The following is a 13764-nucleotide window of genomic DNA, read 5'->3' as shown; positions in this document are numbered from 1 at the left end:
GCTGGTTCCAGCTCCTCCTCCCGCTATGGATATTAGGATAGGCAGGGATCCGGTTTTCTAAAGGTGGCTCCGGATGGAGTATTGTTTCAAACCCATCGGGTTTGTAAGGCATGGTTTCAGTGACGAGCAGGTTAAGGAGTCGCCGGGAGGGGTCCCGGGGTACATTGAGGTAGTCCCAGAATATGCTGAAGGACTACTCAACCTAGAGGGTTTCTCCCATATCATAGTAGTATCCGTCCTCCACAAGGTTGGGGAAGCCGAGAGGAGGGTTCTAAGAGTGAGGCATAGGAGGCTTAAGAGGTTCGGGATACCTATAGACGACCTACCGGAGGTAGGGGTTTTCGCTACAGACAGCCCCCACAGGCCTAACCCGATAGCTATCTCAATACTCAAAGTGAACAGAATCGAAGGGAATAGGGTGTACGTAGAGAACCTCGACTTATTCGATGGGACACCAGTACTCGATATCAAACCCTACGATAGGGGTAGGCTTGTAGAAGATATTAAACTACCCTGGTGGGCTGAAGAGCTCGAGAGGAGGATAAGGGAGAAGCTTGGAAAAGGCCCGAGGATATCCCCGTGAGAAACCGGGCTAGAACCGCCTGGTTCCAGTAGGGTGGTACGCCACCTGGCCCCACCTGCTAGAATATTTTTGTACAAACCCATAAATTTTTCGGGGCCCGGCCTAGGCCGGAGCGATTACCAGGCCCACACACCGGCGCCGTGTCCTCTAGTATCCCGCCAGCCTGTTTCGCAAAGGATACGCCGACTATAGAGCTGCTCTATAACTGCCAAAAGAAGAGGCTTAGCAGGGTGAGGAAAAAACTATCGTTTACTCCTCCTGTAGAACATAGTGTAAAATACTGCTAGCACAATAAGAGAGGTGGCTAAGCCCACGGCCCAGTGCTCTGGGATCGGTAGGAGGTTGTAGAATGTCTGTGTAATACCCACCCACTGGTATACTACCTGCGGGTCGTATGGTATAGAGTCTACCGCGTTACTATCACTGCCACTACCCGTTAGGACAGCGTGAATGTAGAAGAATTTCGGCGGGGTCAGCCAACCGACCTGGCTCCCGTTGTCGAATAGCCTGAACATACTCCACGGCAGGGCTACCCAGAGGACTTGCAAGCCTATTGTCGTATCGCCGGAGTAGTCGTAGTATGTTCCCCTCACATTTATATTATCGTAATACCAGTTCTCATAATAATTAGTGTACGATGTTTTGTTCATCCAGGAGTCCAGGTTCGCCGATGTAATCCCACTAGCTCCACTCCAGTAAAAGTAGATCTCGTAGTCGATACCATACTTGTTGGAGTCGTAGGTTATATACCTGCCCCATGAATCCCTGTTTGATACCGGCGCCGTGTTGTTATAGCCTCCTGGCACAACATCTATTTTGAAACCGTAGGCTACGTCCCAGCTAGCTGTGTTATTAGTGTCTAGGGCTAGGTACAGGCATGTAGAATCCCAGTAAACGTAGAGAGCGTTCAGCTTAGCCCCGGCGCCTCCCCCAGTAGTAGTGTTCGCTACAGCTACCTTATAATTCTGATAGTTACTCTTCCACCAATTCAGGTCGCATCCCTGGGCTCTCGCTACAGGTGTGCTTAAGAGAACTAGTGCTAGCGATACTAGTATAACAGAGATGACTAGAATGGGGATGGCTCTACCCATCCCGCAACCCGGTGTATTCTTTTATTTAGTCAAAAATTTAAACCTTTCCATCTAAAGATAAATAAGGCATCTAACCCTCCTGAGGCTTTTTTTAAAACGTCGGAATCAATCCTCTCTACCAGAAGGTGTGCCTGCCTCTCCCATACTATCCTCCAGAGGATCGGGTGACCCCTGAGGTGAAATAATTGAAAACAATGCAGGTGTCGGAGTGGTAGTATAGGCAGAGGTGTTTCAGACCGGTTTGCACTGCTCCCGCACTAGGGCGTTTAGCTATTGGGCTAATTCTGGGCTCATGTAGATATTATGTGAAAGACTCTGCTACCGATTCCGCAAACGCTATTACAGGGCTTGAGCCCTACTATTCCCAGCGTAAGGGATTGCTTGGCCACCTGCCAGATTAGTACTCGGTATTTGGAGCCCGGTGGCCAAATAGGCCGATGGAAACCGGTCACACTGTATTGTAGAATAGTAAAATACGTGGGCACCGCAATATGCATGCATGGTGGTGTAGATGGCTGATGTGTCCGGCGGGGAGAGGGATTTAGCCGGGGAGTTGAAGAATATGCTCGGTAGATTAGAGGCCCTGGTTAAAGAAGCTAGTGCGGGAGGCTCTATCCCGAGGGAAAAGGTCGAGGAGGCTATTAGGATTATAGGCGACTTGAAGGATATTGCTGGAGAGCTGGAGGAGTCGAAGGCTAGGCTAGAGGTTGAAGAGCTTAGGGAGGTAGGCAATCTGATCAAAACATTAGGGAGTACTGCTAGAGAGCTTATCACCCCTCTCATAGACAAGCTTATGGAAGCCCTCGACGGCAAGAGGCTTGGGGAGAATGTCTCAACGCTATACAGGAGCCTGAAAGAGTCCGGGATGCCAGACCAATTAGTTGAAAGTATTGTAAGAGAGTATGTAGGCAAAGCCCTTAGCCTGGCGAATATAGGGGATGTTCTAAGCAGGGTTCTAGCAGGATTCGGTAAGCCTCCCTCTATGGTGAAGAAAGAAGAGGAGAAAGAGAAGTAGTATACTCTAACAGGAGAAGGTCCAAGGCTATGGGTGGAGAAGAGAGTGGCGGAGAAGATATCTATTTTTTACTTGAACAACTCATTCTAAGACTAGACTTATTGATCCGCAGGCTTGAACGGGTAGAGAACATACTCTACAACCTAGGGTTGCTTAGGGGAGAAGAGGGAGAGCCTGCTATCCTAGTAGGGCTAGTAAAGCTCCCGGCTAGCCTAGCTCTATATGCTTTAGCGAGAGCCTGGAGGGTTCTAGCGAGAATTGGCAGGGCGGATAAAGTAACCGAGGCTGTAATATATGTTTTATCCGATTGCAAGCCTAGGTCTATAACGGAGATCTATAGAGGAGTTAAGGAATTGAGAGGCAGGGCTTCGAGGAGGATTGTGAGAGAGAAGCTCAGGCTGCTAGAGGCGTCTGGACTAGCCGTGAACAGAGGGTCTGCGAAAAGGCCTAGGTATGTTCTAGAGGATTGCAGAGCGTGAGTATGTGAGAGCAGGGTTTGCGCTTACAATACTAAGGCTTCTAGCTATAGCTCTCTTAGTCGGGGCAGGCTTGCTCATATCCCTACTATTATTAAAGGTGAAGCTATATTACTGGAGAGTATCGAACACAAGGCGTTTACGGAAAACCCTCGAAGAGAACGGGGTCCCGCGCGAGCTAAGTATTGAGATTGTTAGAATATACGAGAACGCTGTAAGACAGCTTTCCTCAACTCTCACGCTGGGAAGCCTGCTCCTTCTCAGACCCCGCTGGCGGTATCCTTCTAAGGCTGCGGGCTATTCTAGCAGAGTAGGCTAGCCCGGCTATGCTAGTAGCCAGCCCTAGTATACGGGATGGGGTGAGGAAAGAGTCTCCTTCCAACTCCGCCTTGGGGCTTGTGTACTGGACGGTGTCTCCGACTACTTTGAATACGACTGCTTTAGAGAGGAATCTGTTAACTTCTTCAACGGGCTGTAGGACTCCTTTGTCTAAGAGGGCTTCTACTAGGTTGGGCCTCCGGGTCTCAAACCACTTCTTGTCGACTACTATGTACTCGGTCCCGGTCTCCCCGATTAGTCTCAGCGCTGTACTAGTGTCGAGAGTGTTTTTAACCGTGTAGTCCAGGTCGAAGTACTCTCTTAGCAAGCATCCTTCCATGAACCCGCTGAGGCATTATTTAACCCGTGGCGCGAATACGTTGAGCCACTGGTTGCCATGGTATTCATCCCCGTACATAGCGTACACCCTCCCCTCGACGCCAACCTTCTCCAGGTATAGTGCGATCTTGTAATCATCGCTCCCGACATACGTGTAATCCACACTCAAACCCCGCCAGTACTCCGGCGTGTATAAAGCAACGTAGTATAAGACGAGGGCTGCTAGAGCTGTTAAAACAATATACTTCGTCACACCCCTCAGAAAATTCGTAGACGAGAACGCTAGGACTAGGAGGTTGAACCCCAGGGTGGGTATAAGCCTAGGGCCCTGGCCGTATAGGAACGTTAACGCTAGGAGCGCTAGCGTATAGTAGTGGAGTATGCCGAGCCTCTTCCTATACGCTGTGTAGATAAACCCGCTTACCCCCGCTAGGAGGTAGGGGAGCTGGACGGCTGGGGCCCAGTGAGGCGGGTTCACCGAGAGGCTGTATGAGTAGACCTGGGAGACTACCGAGACAGGCGTCTCGACCAGGAGGTAGTGCGCTAGGCCGAAAGGGGCTACCGCCGGCACTAGCCACCAGCCTGCTACAGCTATAGCGAGCACGCCCGCTAGAAGCGCTAGTTTCGAAACATACCTGAAAGCGTCTGGCTCGATACCTAGCTTAATGTATTTCGCGAAGTAGTAGGCTAGAGCAATCGATGCGAATAGGAATAGCTCTAGCGAGGCTATTAGATGCGTTAGTATCGTGAGACCTGCTACAACCCCTGTTTTCAAAGCCTCGCCTAGATCGCCTGATTCAAGCGTCTCGACCAAGAGGCTTGAAGCCAGTAGTGCGAGGGATTCGCCTAAAACCCTAGTGTACTCCCAGTAGAAAGCTATAGTACTCACATAGCCTGCTGTAGTGAAAGCCCCGAGCGAGGCTAGCAGGGCTCTCCAGCCGGGCCTGTGAAAACCCTCGCGTAACGGTAGGCTGCATATGCGAAAAGGGCTAGAGCAATATAGTAGGCTATGTAAGCACCGTATTCAAAGCTCTGGAGGATCCTACCTAAAACATATATCAGGCCGAGCCCTATGGGAGGGTAGAATCTGAAGAGGTCGAACCCCCCGCACCAAGCCGGTGTAAACCACCCGTACGCGTCTACCTCCTTAGCCCAGGCTATATAGTACGCTATTGTAGCGCTGTTGAAGACCCCGTTGGCATAGCTCGGCAACCCCTCTCCCGACAGGATGTTCACTGCTATAATCGAAGCGTAGACTACTAGGAGGATTGGTGCTAGGATGCTTAATACAGTAGGCAGCCGTCTAAAACTCTTCCTAGACCCTGGCAATCCTGAAACACCTCTCTAACCATTCAACCCACAGCATTGCTACAGCTACTAGCATTAAACCGCCTAGCATATAATCGTGGAATAGCCGGAATACTACTAGCCCGTACCTAGCCCCTAGGAATCCGGAAGCCCATATCCTCGCAATGTTGAACAGAAATAGTGCCAGGCCTCCTACCAGGACCTCTTTCAACCTATCCAGCCTGGGGACTCTCGGGGTAGCTAGTACGAATAGCGTGAAGACTACTACGGAGTACACACCGATACAATCGGGGGTTAAGACTAGTGTGACAACATTGTATCCCCCGTAGACTATCAGGGCATTCCAGTAGCTCTGGAGAACATTCACGCCCGAGAGTCTTAGCAGAGTGTCGAGGAGGCTTATCTCAAATTCTACGAGCAGCCTATAGTAGAATATAACGATAAAATACGTTGCCGCAATAGCCGTGACCAGGGCTAGGACGAACCTTGGGAATAATAGCGGCCTAGACCACCTGCTACTCGCTGTATAAGTGCTCATACCTACCCCTCTTACTCGTTACAATCCAGGAGGCCCTCCCTAGTAAGCCTTTGAAAGTCCCAATAGTATGTATCAACGCCATAAGGTATACGTATGCTAGAGAGGCTGCAACAAGGACTGCGAGATGCCCCCCGCTATAGCCTTCTCTCAAACCACCTGCTACCAGCAGTGTCTCCATCCCGATCAGCCATGTGTATACTCCTAGAGGGAATAGCATCGATAGCTCGATGCCTGTAGCCAGGTAGAGTATGAAGGGTGCGAGGCTTGCAACCAGGATCCACAATCCCTGCGTGTAGAAGAGCCCTTGTAGTATGAAGCCTAGCTTATCCCAGGTGCTAATCTGCTTGCTCAGTATAGTCTCGAGGAGTGTCTCCTTAAACTCTACCAGCGTCCCTGAAGACCATCTGATCTGCTGCCTGAACAAAGCCTTGTACGACCTAGGCACGCTGCCGTCAGCGTATAGAAGGTCGGAGACAAGTATCCTCGGTTCCCCGACCCGATGGTATAAATCGATAGTCCAGCGGAGGTCCTCGGATAAACTCCCTTCTTTAAACCCCACTTCTTTCAACAGCCCGTACCTAATCACGCCGCACGAGCCTGTGAAGAACGGGAACATTCTCATAACCTGCCTTCCGTATAAAAATATCACTGCCCCCGCCTGGGAGGCCCTGTACAGTAGGCCTAGTAGCGAATCCGAGCCTTTAACATGCCTCTGATAGCCCTGGAGCAAATCCGGTCGGTAGGTTTCAAGGCACTCCCTATACCTCTCTAGCATTCCGGGAGAAGGGATCTCGAAATCCGCGTCTAGTACAAGGACATAGTCCACCCCGTACCCTTCTAGTAATCTAATAGCATCGTTTAAAGCCCCTGCTTTAAGACCTCTGCGCGAACCCCTCTTCAAATGGATAAAGTTCTTCCTCTCCGAGACCAACCTGTCTACCTCCTCGACCAAGGCCTTGTCAGTAGAGTCGTCTACTAGGACGACTACATCGTCCTCGGAGACAGTTTTCAAAAGCCTCTCTATAGAAGATAATACCTCGTAGTCGTTGTAGAAGGGGATTACAATACCCAGCTTAAGCCTACTGCTAGAACCTGTTCTCTTAGTACCATAGCATTTACGGAGCTCATTGCTCTCCATGTATGCTGCTAGACTCGATACATACCATAGAGCGTAGATTGTGAGGACTATGTTCGCTATTGCGAATAATATGATTACAGTATCCACGGATAAGCCGATTAGAAACCCGGTCCATTCAGCATTCTCTAGCTGGCTATAGGCTAGGGTCATCCTATGCTAGCACTCTCCTACATATCTCAGGGATAATGGCATGGTAGGATGCTATGATTCCGGCAAGTTTTTTCGCCGAATCATAGCTTGTATCCAGCAACCCCATTAAATCCCTCTCGCTAAGACTACTGGAACCTCTGCCAACTATCTGGCAGAAGCCTCTCACACTACTAGCTAATAGCTCGAGCAGGGCTGTAAAACCTTTCTCATTATTCATAAAGGCGTATGATGCTTTCCCGACTTTTAAAACCCCTACTATGCCATGTCTAGATAACACGTCTAGATGCCAGCTGGCATTGGCTTTGGAGAGACCTAGCTCTCTAATCAAGTCGCTTACTCTAGCAGCCCCTTTAGCAGCGAGGTACTCTATGATCTTCCTCCTATAGGGGTTGTTAAACAGCTCCCCCCTCCTCAAGCCTCATCCAGAGAGGGGGTAGTGGCATAGGCTTCCTAGCAATACTCCTGCCCCGGGCATTCTTCAACTGGGTTGATGCCGCAGAGCCTACTACAGCAACTACAGCGGCAGCCCCGGCTAGCGCTTGGCTCCCGCCTCCTCTATTAGAATACTGGAGTGATTCCAGGATCAAATCCCGCATCGCGTCAAGGTACTTCCTGTTCGAAGTATCGACGTAAGCCCATACGAGGTTTAAACCAGTAGCCACGATATATCCTCTACCTATGTTCAAAACCGTCTCTGGGAAAACGTCCCGTATTGTAAAAAGGGATTCAACGCAGACAGCTTTATACTTGCCTAGCTCGTACCCCGGGTAGTCTCCTGGGATACTGGCTGCTAGAGCGGTTGGGCAGTCGCTAATACGGGATAGCCCCCTGGTTTCGAGCGCGATGTGGAGTAGTACTAGACCGTTCAGTGTTGCAACAACTACACCGCCCCTTAATACGAAGCCGTAGAGTTGTTCAGACGCGTTCCAGCCTGTAGACGGGTCTACCCAATTCGGGTCAGTTAATACTATGATATCCCCCTCGCTCAGGTAGGATCCTACCTCGTCCAAGCCTATGATAGTACCGTTTAAGTCGGGGTATGTTCTAACGAGGTCTGTTATAAACCTGTAGTCATACGGGTCTGTCGAGACGTAGATTATCCTAGGTGTTTGAGAGGAGTAGGCTAGTGGGATCACTGCACCTAGGGAGAATGCAGTGAGTGCTGAGAGTAGAGAGAAAACTGTTAAAAATTTTTACGGGATTTAAACAGCCTGTAGACCGGGTATGCTAGGGCGAGTAGTATTATTGGCGTAGCAATAAAAACCGAGCCGACCTTGGGGACTTCAGACCCATTAACATACACTGCTTGGCAAAGGCCTTCAACATATATTCTGCTCCCCGACCCGTCTATATTCAGAGCCTTGCTAGTGTCCGCGGCGAGACCTTTTACCACGATATGGTCGCTGCTCTCAACCCCGGGTATGATGGTCTGACCATTATATATCAGCTGGGTCCAGCCGCTTGTCTGCGGTGAGACTTCTACTGCTAGCGTCGAATATAATGTGGCTAGGTCGGCCTGGATGTTCTTAACCTTTATAACAGTGTTCTGGGCCGTTAGAGTCCCGTTCAAATATAATCCAGTGACATAAATATCGCTAGCGTCAACCCATCCATCGCTACCGATCCAGAGTTTAAAGTACCCGTCTACATCGTTGACAACGATCCTAATAGTAGTGCCGGCAGGCACTCTTATAGAGCCGTCTTGTAGAGATATCGTCCCACTAGTAAGGGATTTAAACTCTATAGTACCATAGAAAACCGCCGGCCTACTAGCATTGAGTAATACACTACCGTATCCGTCAGCATACGATAGCATACTACTCGCTACAACCAGGATAGCTAATACAGGTAAAAATAGCGGTTCCATTCTCATAGGTAAGCACCCACGTCTTTGAATTTACTAATAGGATAATACAAAAACTTATAAACTTTATAGCCTATTTGTATAAAGGCAATCTCCTAGTCATTAGAAAGAATATTAGAGCACAATACTACGGCAAAGCACCCGTCTAGTTACACTATGCCGGCCGGTCATTAAGCCAGGCAAGCTATCCTCTTAGCAAAAATGTTATGCAGAGCCTCAATACTAGAACACGGCGAGACCATGGCTGGTAGGGCTACTGTCCGGGCTCATTGTGAGACGTTTGCCGTCGTCTCTATTATAGTTTCAATTGTTCTCGCCGGCTCCCTCGTAGGCGTCTACTATAGTCTCAGAGCGGAAAATAGTGCTAAAGACTATTTGGTAAACTACTTGGAAAACGAGACAGCTAGACTCTACGGGCTAATTAACAATCTCTACTCGGACTATACCAGACTATACGCTGAGTATTCAACGTATGCCTAATAATATGGACGCTATCCTAAACCTCGAGAGGTCGGATGTAGTAGCCAGGTACCAGAAGGTAGGCGAGCCCCGGTTCCTCGGTCTCCTGGAACCTGACAGCTAGCTACGCAGGGTATGCTGCTATAGTAGTACATTCTACGTGCACAGACAAGACATTTGTAAGAGTCACTGTAGCAAGTCCTCGTACAGGCGCTTTCTACACTATGACATGGAATCTCAGTGTTGCAGGCATCGTGGTAGCACCCAGTCCTACCCGGCGACGTAGTAGTAGAAGTCGGTAACCTGAACCAGGCTGAGCCAGCAAGCCATACTGCCTCCATAACCTACTACTACTAGACGTGTCTGGAACCGGATACCCCCTAGCCGACCGCCTCCAGCCAATTTTTACGCCTAAATGATTTCTAAGATGGTGTCGAACCCCGCAGACAGACCCCGGCGACTAGATGGTTCAGCGGGGTCTCTGACGTGAATCCTTATAGGGGATTGGAGACGTAAGTGTTTCCCAGCTGTTAGGAAGTCCTAACGAGTAGAGTGGTTGGTTTGATAAGCGCTAGGGACCTGCTGGGTTTCATACTCTCCAGAACCGGCTGCTTACACCCTTTCAGAGTCAGTAGAATTATCGCTCTAGCTGAAATACGCTGGCTGAACGACAGGGGAAGTAGGCTTACCAGCCTAGTCTACAGGAGGGGGCCGGGGGTGTTCTATATCGAGGGCTTGAAAGAGATGTTAGAGGGAGACCCCTGTTTCGTTAGGCGAGAGGGGGTGCCGGGTGTTAGAACAGGGTGTGTTGAGTACGTGTGCGGAGAGCCTAGTATACCAGAGGATGTTAGGCAGTACATCGAGGGGACTATTAAAGAAGCGGTGGGGCTGGGCGATACCGAGCTCAACGATAGGGTTGTGAAAAACCCTTTGTTCGCAAGACTCCTCTCCTAGGTGGTAATATTGTGGAGGGTTTCGGTTACAGGTGGGAAGGGTGGTACTGGAAAGAGTTTTGTAGCAGTAAACCTCGCCGTACTCCTCAGCAAGCGGTTTAAACTAGTCCTGGCAGACCTAGACCTCGAGGGGCCGAACGACCATGTACTCCTAGGTCTCAGTGGGCTCGGGGAGGGCGTGCCTATCAAGCTATTCCTCCCATTCATAAACCCGGCTAATTGCACTAGGTGCGGGGTTTGTGTTAAAGTATGCGATACCGGGGCCCTGCTAATGCCTCCTAAATCCCTCCCAATAGTATTCCCAAGGCTCTGCAGCGGGTGTAAAGCATGCTACTACGCCTGCCCCTATAACGCGATTAGAGAAGGATACCATGTGCTAGGCTATATACACGTTAATAACGTGAAGGGGGAGGGCTACGGCTTCACCCTGGTGACCGGGGTCCTCAGGGAGGGTGAGGAGCATACCCCGCCGGGGGTCTACCGTGTCAAGAAGTATGCTGAAGAGCTAGGGCCGGAGCTATTACTGATAGATACTAGCGCTGGCACAGGCAACCATGTATCTATAGCCCTGGAGAGATCCGATCTAGTCATAGTAGTTACAGAGCCTACCCCCCTTGGTTTACACGACATGGTCTCGATACTCGAGGTTGTCAAAGGCATGGGTTTGAAGAGCTGGCTTGTAATAAACAAAGCGGGTATCGGCAGGGAGGAAGAACACTTAGAGAAAGCGAGGGAATACAGTGTGGAGAGAGTATTCAGGATCCCTTACAGCACTGATGTCGTAGAATCCTATGTATCCGGGACCCCTATAGTAGTATCGAAACCTGGTTCAACCGCTTCCCGAGTACTCTACGAGATAGCTGAGGGGGTTGCCGGGCTACTAGGGAGGGGTGGGCTATGAGGGGAGTGCTAGAGATAGTTGTCGCAAGCGGGAAAGGAGGCGTGGGCAAGTCCCTTGTAGCCGCATCGCTAGCAGTAATACTAGCTAGGAAGGGCTACAGGCTTGTGGCAGTAGACGCCGATGCTGAAGCACCCAATCTCCACATAGTGCTAGGAGTAGGAGAGTGGAGCGAGGAGGTAACCCTGCACGAGGGTAAGACTGCTTACATTATCCAGGACCAGTGCACTAGGTGCGGGGAGTGCCTGAAGGCCTGCCAGTTCGGGGCGATATACGTTAGGGAAGGAAGATACTATATAAACCCCTGGGTCTGCGAAGGATGCTATACCTGTAGCTTCGTATGCCCTGTTAAAGCGATAAGGGTTAATAAAGGGGAGGTATCTGGGAGGATTAGGGTAGCTAGTAGGACTAGGTACGGATTCCCCCTGGTCTCTAGCGAGAGCGTGCCGGGCAGGCCTAACAGCGGGAAGGTTGTCACCGAAGCCAAGAACGTTGGGAGGAGGATCCTAGGGTCCGAGGGCTTGATGCTAGTTGATTCAGCCGCCGGGATAGGATGCCAGGTTATATCGAGTCTTGCGGGGGCGAATATAGCGGTTCTAGTAGCAGAACCGACCCCTGCTAGCTTCAGCGATTTGAAGAGGGTTCACAAACTCGCTAAGCACTTCTATATTCCTTCAGCACTTATTATCAACAAGAGCGATCTCAACCCCGGTTTCAAAGAGGAGATACTCGGCTACGCTGAGAAGGAGAGGATAGACTTCCTAGGCGAGATACCTTTCGACGAGGTAGTACCCTACTCTATGGGTATTATGAAACCGGTTATTGAAGCATTCCCCGAGAGCAGGGTCTCTAAGAGGATCCACGAGATAGGTGAGAGGCTAGCGGGTATTATAGAGGACTACGAGAACTGGAAGAGGAAGCACCTGCCCGAAAAGCCCGAGCCTTTCATACCAATAGTTATAAAACCCGGTGAGGGTTAGTAGGGGATGGGTGGCTTACATGAAGATTGCTTTCGCAACTAATAGAGGAGGGCTGGACGACTATATTGCCGAGAGGTTTGGTAGAGCAATGACTTTCACGATAGTAGACGTAGACCCGTCGACAGGGAGGGTAGAGGGCGTGAGGGTTGTCGAGAACCCCGGTTATAGAGCCGGTAGCGGGGCAGGGGTTCTAGCTGTACAGAAGCTTATAGACGAAGGGGTTGAAGTAGTAGTAGGCCCATCCCCGGGTCCGAACGCTTACATAGCCCTCCAGCAGTCCGGTGTAAGAGTCTACAGCGTGCTCGGGACGACTGTTAGAGAAGCTTTGGAGAGGGTTCTCAAAGAGCTAGGGTCCCACAGCTCGGTTTAAACACGCGTACCCCTAGCCGCAGGTAACCCGCTTCTAACACAAGCCCACTACCCTCTTGCTCCAGAGCCGGCGAACCAGGTATCCGGAAGCAGCCCCAGGAGTATTAAGTCTTGGGAAACAATTTTTACTCTCCTGTCTACTAATAGATCTTTAGATGGTGCAGATGGCTAATTGGACTACTCTGCTAGCCGTCGCAGTTCTCGTAGCGGGCCTAGCGGGTTTCATAACAGGCTATAGCGTTAGAGAGCCGGTTGTTAAGACCGTGACCATGACTACGGTTGTGCCGACTACTACTACTACCCTGACCCAGTCGGTAACGGTTACAGAGAGGCAGACGGTTACTACGACCGCTGTCAGGAAGATGACTTATACGAAGGTAGAATTCGAGACCGTTACGGTTACGGTAGCGCCATCTATTATCCCGCTAGAGCCTGCGCAGAACCGGGGTAGTATAGCAATCGTAGCGAGGCCCGGCGAGCCTGTGAGCCTAGGCGGCTTCGAGTTCACAGTACTCGATGCGAAGGCTTCTAAATACGTTACATACGAGGAGCAGGTAGTAGACCCGCTTCACATGCTGCTATTAGGGAGGATATACTGGTATAAGGCACCGGAGGGTTTCAAAGCCGTCTTAGTAACTATCGGGCTTAGGAATACAGGCTCTGAACCACGTTATCTCATAGACGTCTTCAACACATACCGGCCCCGTCTTATAACAGCCGGAGGAGGGGTCTACGAGTGGGCTCGTTTCTACGACCTTGAGAGCATACCTACGCCGCTGAATTTTACATCCGTCCAGGCTGTAGGATACTACGGGTTCAACCTATTCACGAAGATCGCCCCAGGGGACTACTTGAAGACCGGTATCCTGTTCCTAATACCCGAGAACGAGGCCTACTCACTATTATACATGACATACCAGCCCGACCCCGCCGGGCCGGTGACAGTAGTCCTCTTCACGCTCTCCTGAACAAATCCTTTTCCAGTACATATTCCAGCCGGATCCCTGCTCGGGGGGTTCTTAGTTCTATGCCTTAACCCGGCTTATTCCGGTAGGTCTATCCGCTGGTTAGTAATAAATGTTTCTGCCCCAGCAGCCTGTCCAGAGGTATTCGAGCTAGGGATCGACAACGGGAAGAACAAAGTGGTAGACAAGTACGCTGTCGAATCAGACGGGAGAATCTCTGTAGGCATTATACCGGGGGAACTCTACGAGTGCGCTAGATTAGGCGCTGAAGTATGCCCTGTCGGCGCTATCAGAATTGAGGCTCTAGAAGGATGAATGTA

At 50.4% G+C, this 13764-nt stretch carries 20 protein-coding genes; 10 read left to right on the top strand and 10 right to left on the bottom strand.

Annotated features, from left to right (window positions below; translation table 11 throughout):
* Positions 1 to 73 precede the first annotated feature (73 nt).
* Positions 74 to 583 (top strand): tRNA (N6-threonylcarbamoyladenosine(37)-N6)-methyltransferase TrmO, encoded by a 510-nt coding sequence (tsaA, locus tag ACSU1N_RS04045; protein WP_440058974.1) that lies wholly within the window; start codon positions 74 to 76, stop codon positions 581 to 583.
* 242 nt (positions 584 to 825) lie between these two features.
* Here the strand turns inward: tsaA and ACSU1N_RS04040 are convergent, their stop codons facing one another.
* Entirely contained in the window at positions 826 to 1674 is an 849-nt protein-coding gene (locus tag ACSU1N_RS04040; RefSeq protein WP_440058973.1) for a hypothetical protein, read from the bottom strand.
* Positions 1675 to 2185: 511 nt separating this feature from the next.
* Here ACSU1N_RS04040 and ACSU1N_RS04035 point away from each other — a divergent pair.
* Positions 2186 to 2689, top strand: coding sequence for a hypothetical protein (locus tag ACSU1N_RS04035; RefSeq protein WP_440058972.1), 504 nt, complete (start codon positions 2186 to 2188; stop codon positions 2687 to 2689).
* Between the two features lie 29 nt (positions 2690 to 2718).
* A complete protein-coding gene (locus tag ACSU1N_RS04030) occupies positions 2719 to 3168 on the top strand; it encodes a hypothetical protein (RefSeq protein ID WP_440058971.1) in 450 nt (149 codons plus the stop codon).
* A gap of 226 nt (positions 3169 to 3394) precedes the next feature.
* Here the strand turns inward: ACSU1N_RS04030 and ACSU1N_RS04025 are convergent, their stop codons facing one another.
* From ACSU1N_RS04025 to ACSU1N_RS03990, 8 genes are read right to left on the bottom strand one after another with little or no spacing between them, the layout of a single operon-like run.
* On the bottom strand, positions 3395 to 3823 hold the full coding sequence (locus tag ACSU1N_RS04025; RefSeq protein WP_440058970.1) for a hypothetical protein: 429 nt from the start codon (positions 3821 to 3823) through the stop codon (positions 3395 to 3397).
* A gap of 15 nt (positions 3824 to 3838) precedes the next feature.
* The gene (locus ACSU1N_RS04020; protein ID WP_440058969.1) at positions 3839 to 4711 is read right to left on the bottom strand and encodes a hypothetical protein; all 873 of its coding nucleotides are present in this window, start codon (positions 4709 to 4711) and stop codon (positions 3839 to 3841) included.
* A 32-nt stretch (positions 4712 to 4743) separates the two neighbouring features.
* The gene (locus tag ACSU1N_RS04015; RefSeq protein WP_440058968.1) at positions 4744 to 5151 is read right to left on the bottom strand and encodes a hypothetical protein; all 408 of its coding nucleotides are present in this window, start codon (positions 5149 to 5151) and stop codon (positions 4744 to 4746) included.
* Positions 5138 to 5668, bottom strand: coding sequence for a hypothetical protein (locus ACSU1N_RS04010; protein WP_440058967.1), 531 nt, complete (start codon positions 5666 to 5668; stop codon positions 5138 to 5140). Before ACSU1N_RS04010 ends, ACSU1N_RS04015 begins: the two co-directional genes overlap by 14 nt.
* Positions 5646 to 6956: a glycosyltransferase gene (locus tag ACSU1N_RS04005; protein ID WP_440058966.1), complete on the bottom strand. Its 1311-nt coding sequence runs from the start codon at positions 6954 to 6956 to the stop codon at positions 5646 to 5648. The genes ACSU1N_RS04010 and ACSU1N_RS04005 overlap by 23 nt, the downstream gene beginning before the upstream one ends.
* 1 nt (position 6957) lies before the next feature.
* Positions 6958 to 7371, bottom strand: a complete 414-nt coding sequence (locus ACSU1N_RS04000; RefSeq protein ID WP_440058965.1) for a winged helix-turn-helix domain-containing protein — start codon at positions 7369 to 7371, stop codon at positions 6958 to 6960.
* Positions 7349 to 8092, bottom strand: a complete 744-nt coding sequence (locus tag ACSU1N_RS03995; protein ID WP_440058964.1) for a hypothetical protein — start codon at positions 8090 to 8092, stop codon at positions 7349 to 7351. Before ACSU1N_RS03995 ends, ACSU1N_RS04000 begins: the two co-directional genes overlap by 23 nt.
* 47 nt (positions 8093 to 8139) lie before the next feature.
* Positions 8140 to 8829, bottom strand: coding sequence for a hypothetical protein (locus ACSU1N_RS03990; RefSeq protein WP_440058963.1), 690 nt, complete (start codon positions 8827 to 8829; stop codon positions 8140 to 8142).
* 192 nt (positions 8830 to 9021) lie between these two features.
* On the opposite strand from ACSU1N_RS03990, the gene ACSU1N_RS03985 reads away from it, so the two are divergent.
* Positions 9022 to 9300, top strand: a complete 279-nt coding sequence (locus tag ACSU1N_RS03985) for a hypothetical protein (protein ID WP_440058962.1) — start codon at positions 9022 to 9024, stop codon at positions 9298 to 9300.
* A gap of 249 nt (positions 9301 to 9549) precedes the next feature.
* On the opposite strand, the gene ACSU1N_RS03980 is transcribed toward ACSU1N_RS03985, so the two are convergent.
* A complete protein-coding gene (locus ACSU1N_RS03980; RefSeq protein WP_440058961.1) occupies positions 9550 to 9681 on the bottom strand; it encodes a hypothetical protein in 132 nt (43 codons plus the stop codon).
* Positions 9682 to 9840: 159 nt separating this feature from the next.
* Here ACSU1N_RS03980 and ACSU1N_RS03975 point away from each other — a divergent pair, with 159 nt between their 5' ends.
* The 6 genes from ACSU1N_RS03975 (at position 9841) to ACSU1N_RS03950 (ending at position 13759) form a co-directional block, all read left to right on the top strand.
* Positions 9841 to 10233, top strand: a complete 393-nt coding sequence (locus ACSU1N_RS03975) for a hypothetical protein (RefSeq protein WP_440058960.1) — start codon at positions 9841 to 9843, stop codon at positions 10231 to 10233.
* A gap of 9 nt (positions 10234 to 10242) precedes the next feature.
* Positions 10243 to 11133, top strand: a complete 891-nt coding sequence (locus ACSU1N_RS03970) for a P-loop NTPase (protein WP_440058959.1) — start codon at positions 10243 to 10245, stop codon at positions 11131 to 11133.
* Entirely contained in the window at positions 11130 to 12110 is a 981-nt protein-coding gene (locus ACSU1N_RS03965; RefSeq protein ID WP_440058958.1) for a nucleotide-binding protein, read from the top strand. Before ACSU1N_RS03970 ends, ACSU1N_RS03965 begins: the two co-directional genes overlap by 4 nt.
* Positions 12100 to 12480: a NifB/NifX family molybdenum-iron cluster-binding protein gene (locus tag ACSU1N_RS03960; RefSeq protein ID WP_440058957.1), complete on the top strand. Its 381-nt coding sequence runs from the start codon at positions 12100 to 12102 to the stop codon at positions 12478 to 12480. Before ACSU1N_RS03965 ends, ACSU1N_RS03960 begins: the two co-directional genes overlap by 11 nt.
* A 154-nt stretch (positions 12481 to 12634) precedes the next feature.
* Positions 12635 to 13447, top strand: a complete 813-nt coding sequence (locus ACSU1N_RS03955) for a hypothetical protein (RefSeq protein WP_440058956.1) — start codon at positions 12635 to 12637, stop codon at positions 13445 to 13447.
* A gap of 21 nt (positions 13448 to 13468) precedes the next feature.
* Positions 13469 to 13759: a ferredoxin gene (locus ACSU1N_RS03950; RefSeq protein ID WP_440060276.1), complete on the top strand. Its 291-nt coding sequence runs from the start codon at positions 13469 to 13471 to the stop codon at positions 13757 to 13759.
* Positions 13760 to 13764: the final 5 nt, after the last annotated feature.

It is taken from the genome of Thermogladius sp. 4427co, assembly GCF_051933805.1.
In the GTDB taxonomy this organism is placed as follows: domain Archaea; phylum Thermoproteota; class Thermoprotei_A; order Sulfolobales; family Desulfurococcaceae; genus Thermogladius.
Note: the sequence above shows the minus strand (reverse complement) of the source record. Positions and strands in the feature narration are given on the sequence as shown.

What these genes read in the sequence shown, in the direction of transcription:
- ACSU1N_RS04025 (WP_440058970.1), bottom strand. Translation starts at nt 3,823, where the DNA reads ATGGAAGGATGCTTGCTAAGAGAGTACTTCGACCTGGACTACACGGTT.
- ACSU1N_RS04040 (WP_440058973.1), bottom strand. Translation starts at nt 1,674, where the DNA reads ATGGGTAGAGCCATCCCCATTCTAGTCATCTCTGTTATACTAGTATCG.
- ACSU1N_RS04010 (WP_440058967.1), bottom strand. Translation starts at nt 5,668, where the DNA reads ATGAGCACTTATACAGCGAGTAGCAGGTGGTCTAGGCCGCTATTATTC.
- ACSU1N_RS04030 (WP_440058971.1), top strand. Translation starts at nt 2,719, where the DNA reads ATGGGTGGAGAAGAGAGTGGCGGAGAAGATATCTATTTTTTACTTGAA.
- ACSU1N_RS03990 (WP_440058963.1), bottom strand. Translation starts at nt 8,829, where the DNA reads ATGAGAATGGAACCGCTATTTTTACCTGTATTAGCTATCCTGGTTGTA.
- ACSU1N_RS03965 (WP_440058958.1), top strand. Translation starts at nt 11,130, where the DNA reads ATGAGGGGAGTGCTAGAGATAGTTGTCGCAAGCGGGAAAGGAGGCGTG.
- ACSU1N_RS04035 (WP_440058972.1), top strand. Translation starts at nt 2,186, where the DNA reads ATGGCTGATGTGTCCGGCGGGGAGAGGGATTTAGCCGGGGAGTTGAAG.
- ACSU1N_RS03955 (WP_440058956.1), top strand. Translation starts at nt 12,635, where the DNA reads ATGGTGCAGATGGCTAATTGGACTACTCTGCTAGCCGTCGCAGTTCTC.
- tsaA (WP_440058974.1), top strand. Translation starts at nt 74, where the DNA reads ATGGAGTATTGTTTCAAACCCATCGGGTTTGTAAGGCATGGTTTCAGT.
- ACSU1N_RS04005 (WP_440058966.1), bottom strand. Translation starts at nt 6,956, where the DNA reads ATGACCCTAGCCTATAGCCAGCTAGAGAATGCTGAATGGACCGGGTTT.
- ACSU1N_RS03985 (WP_440058962.1), top strand. Translation starts at nt 9,022, where the DNA reads ATGTTATGCAGAGCCTCAATACTAGAACACGGCGAGACCATGGCTGGT.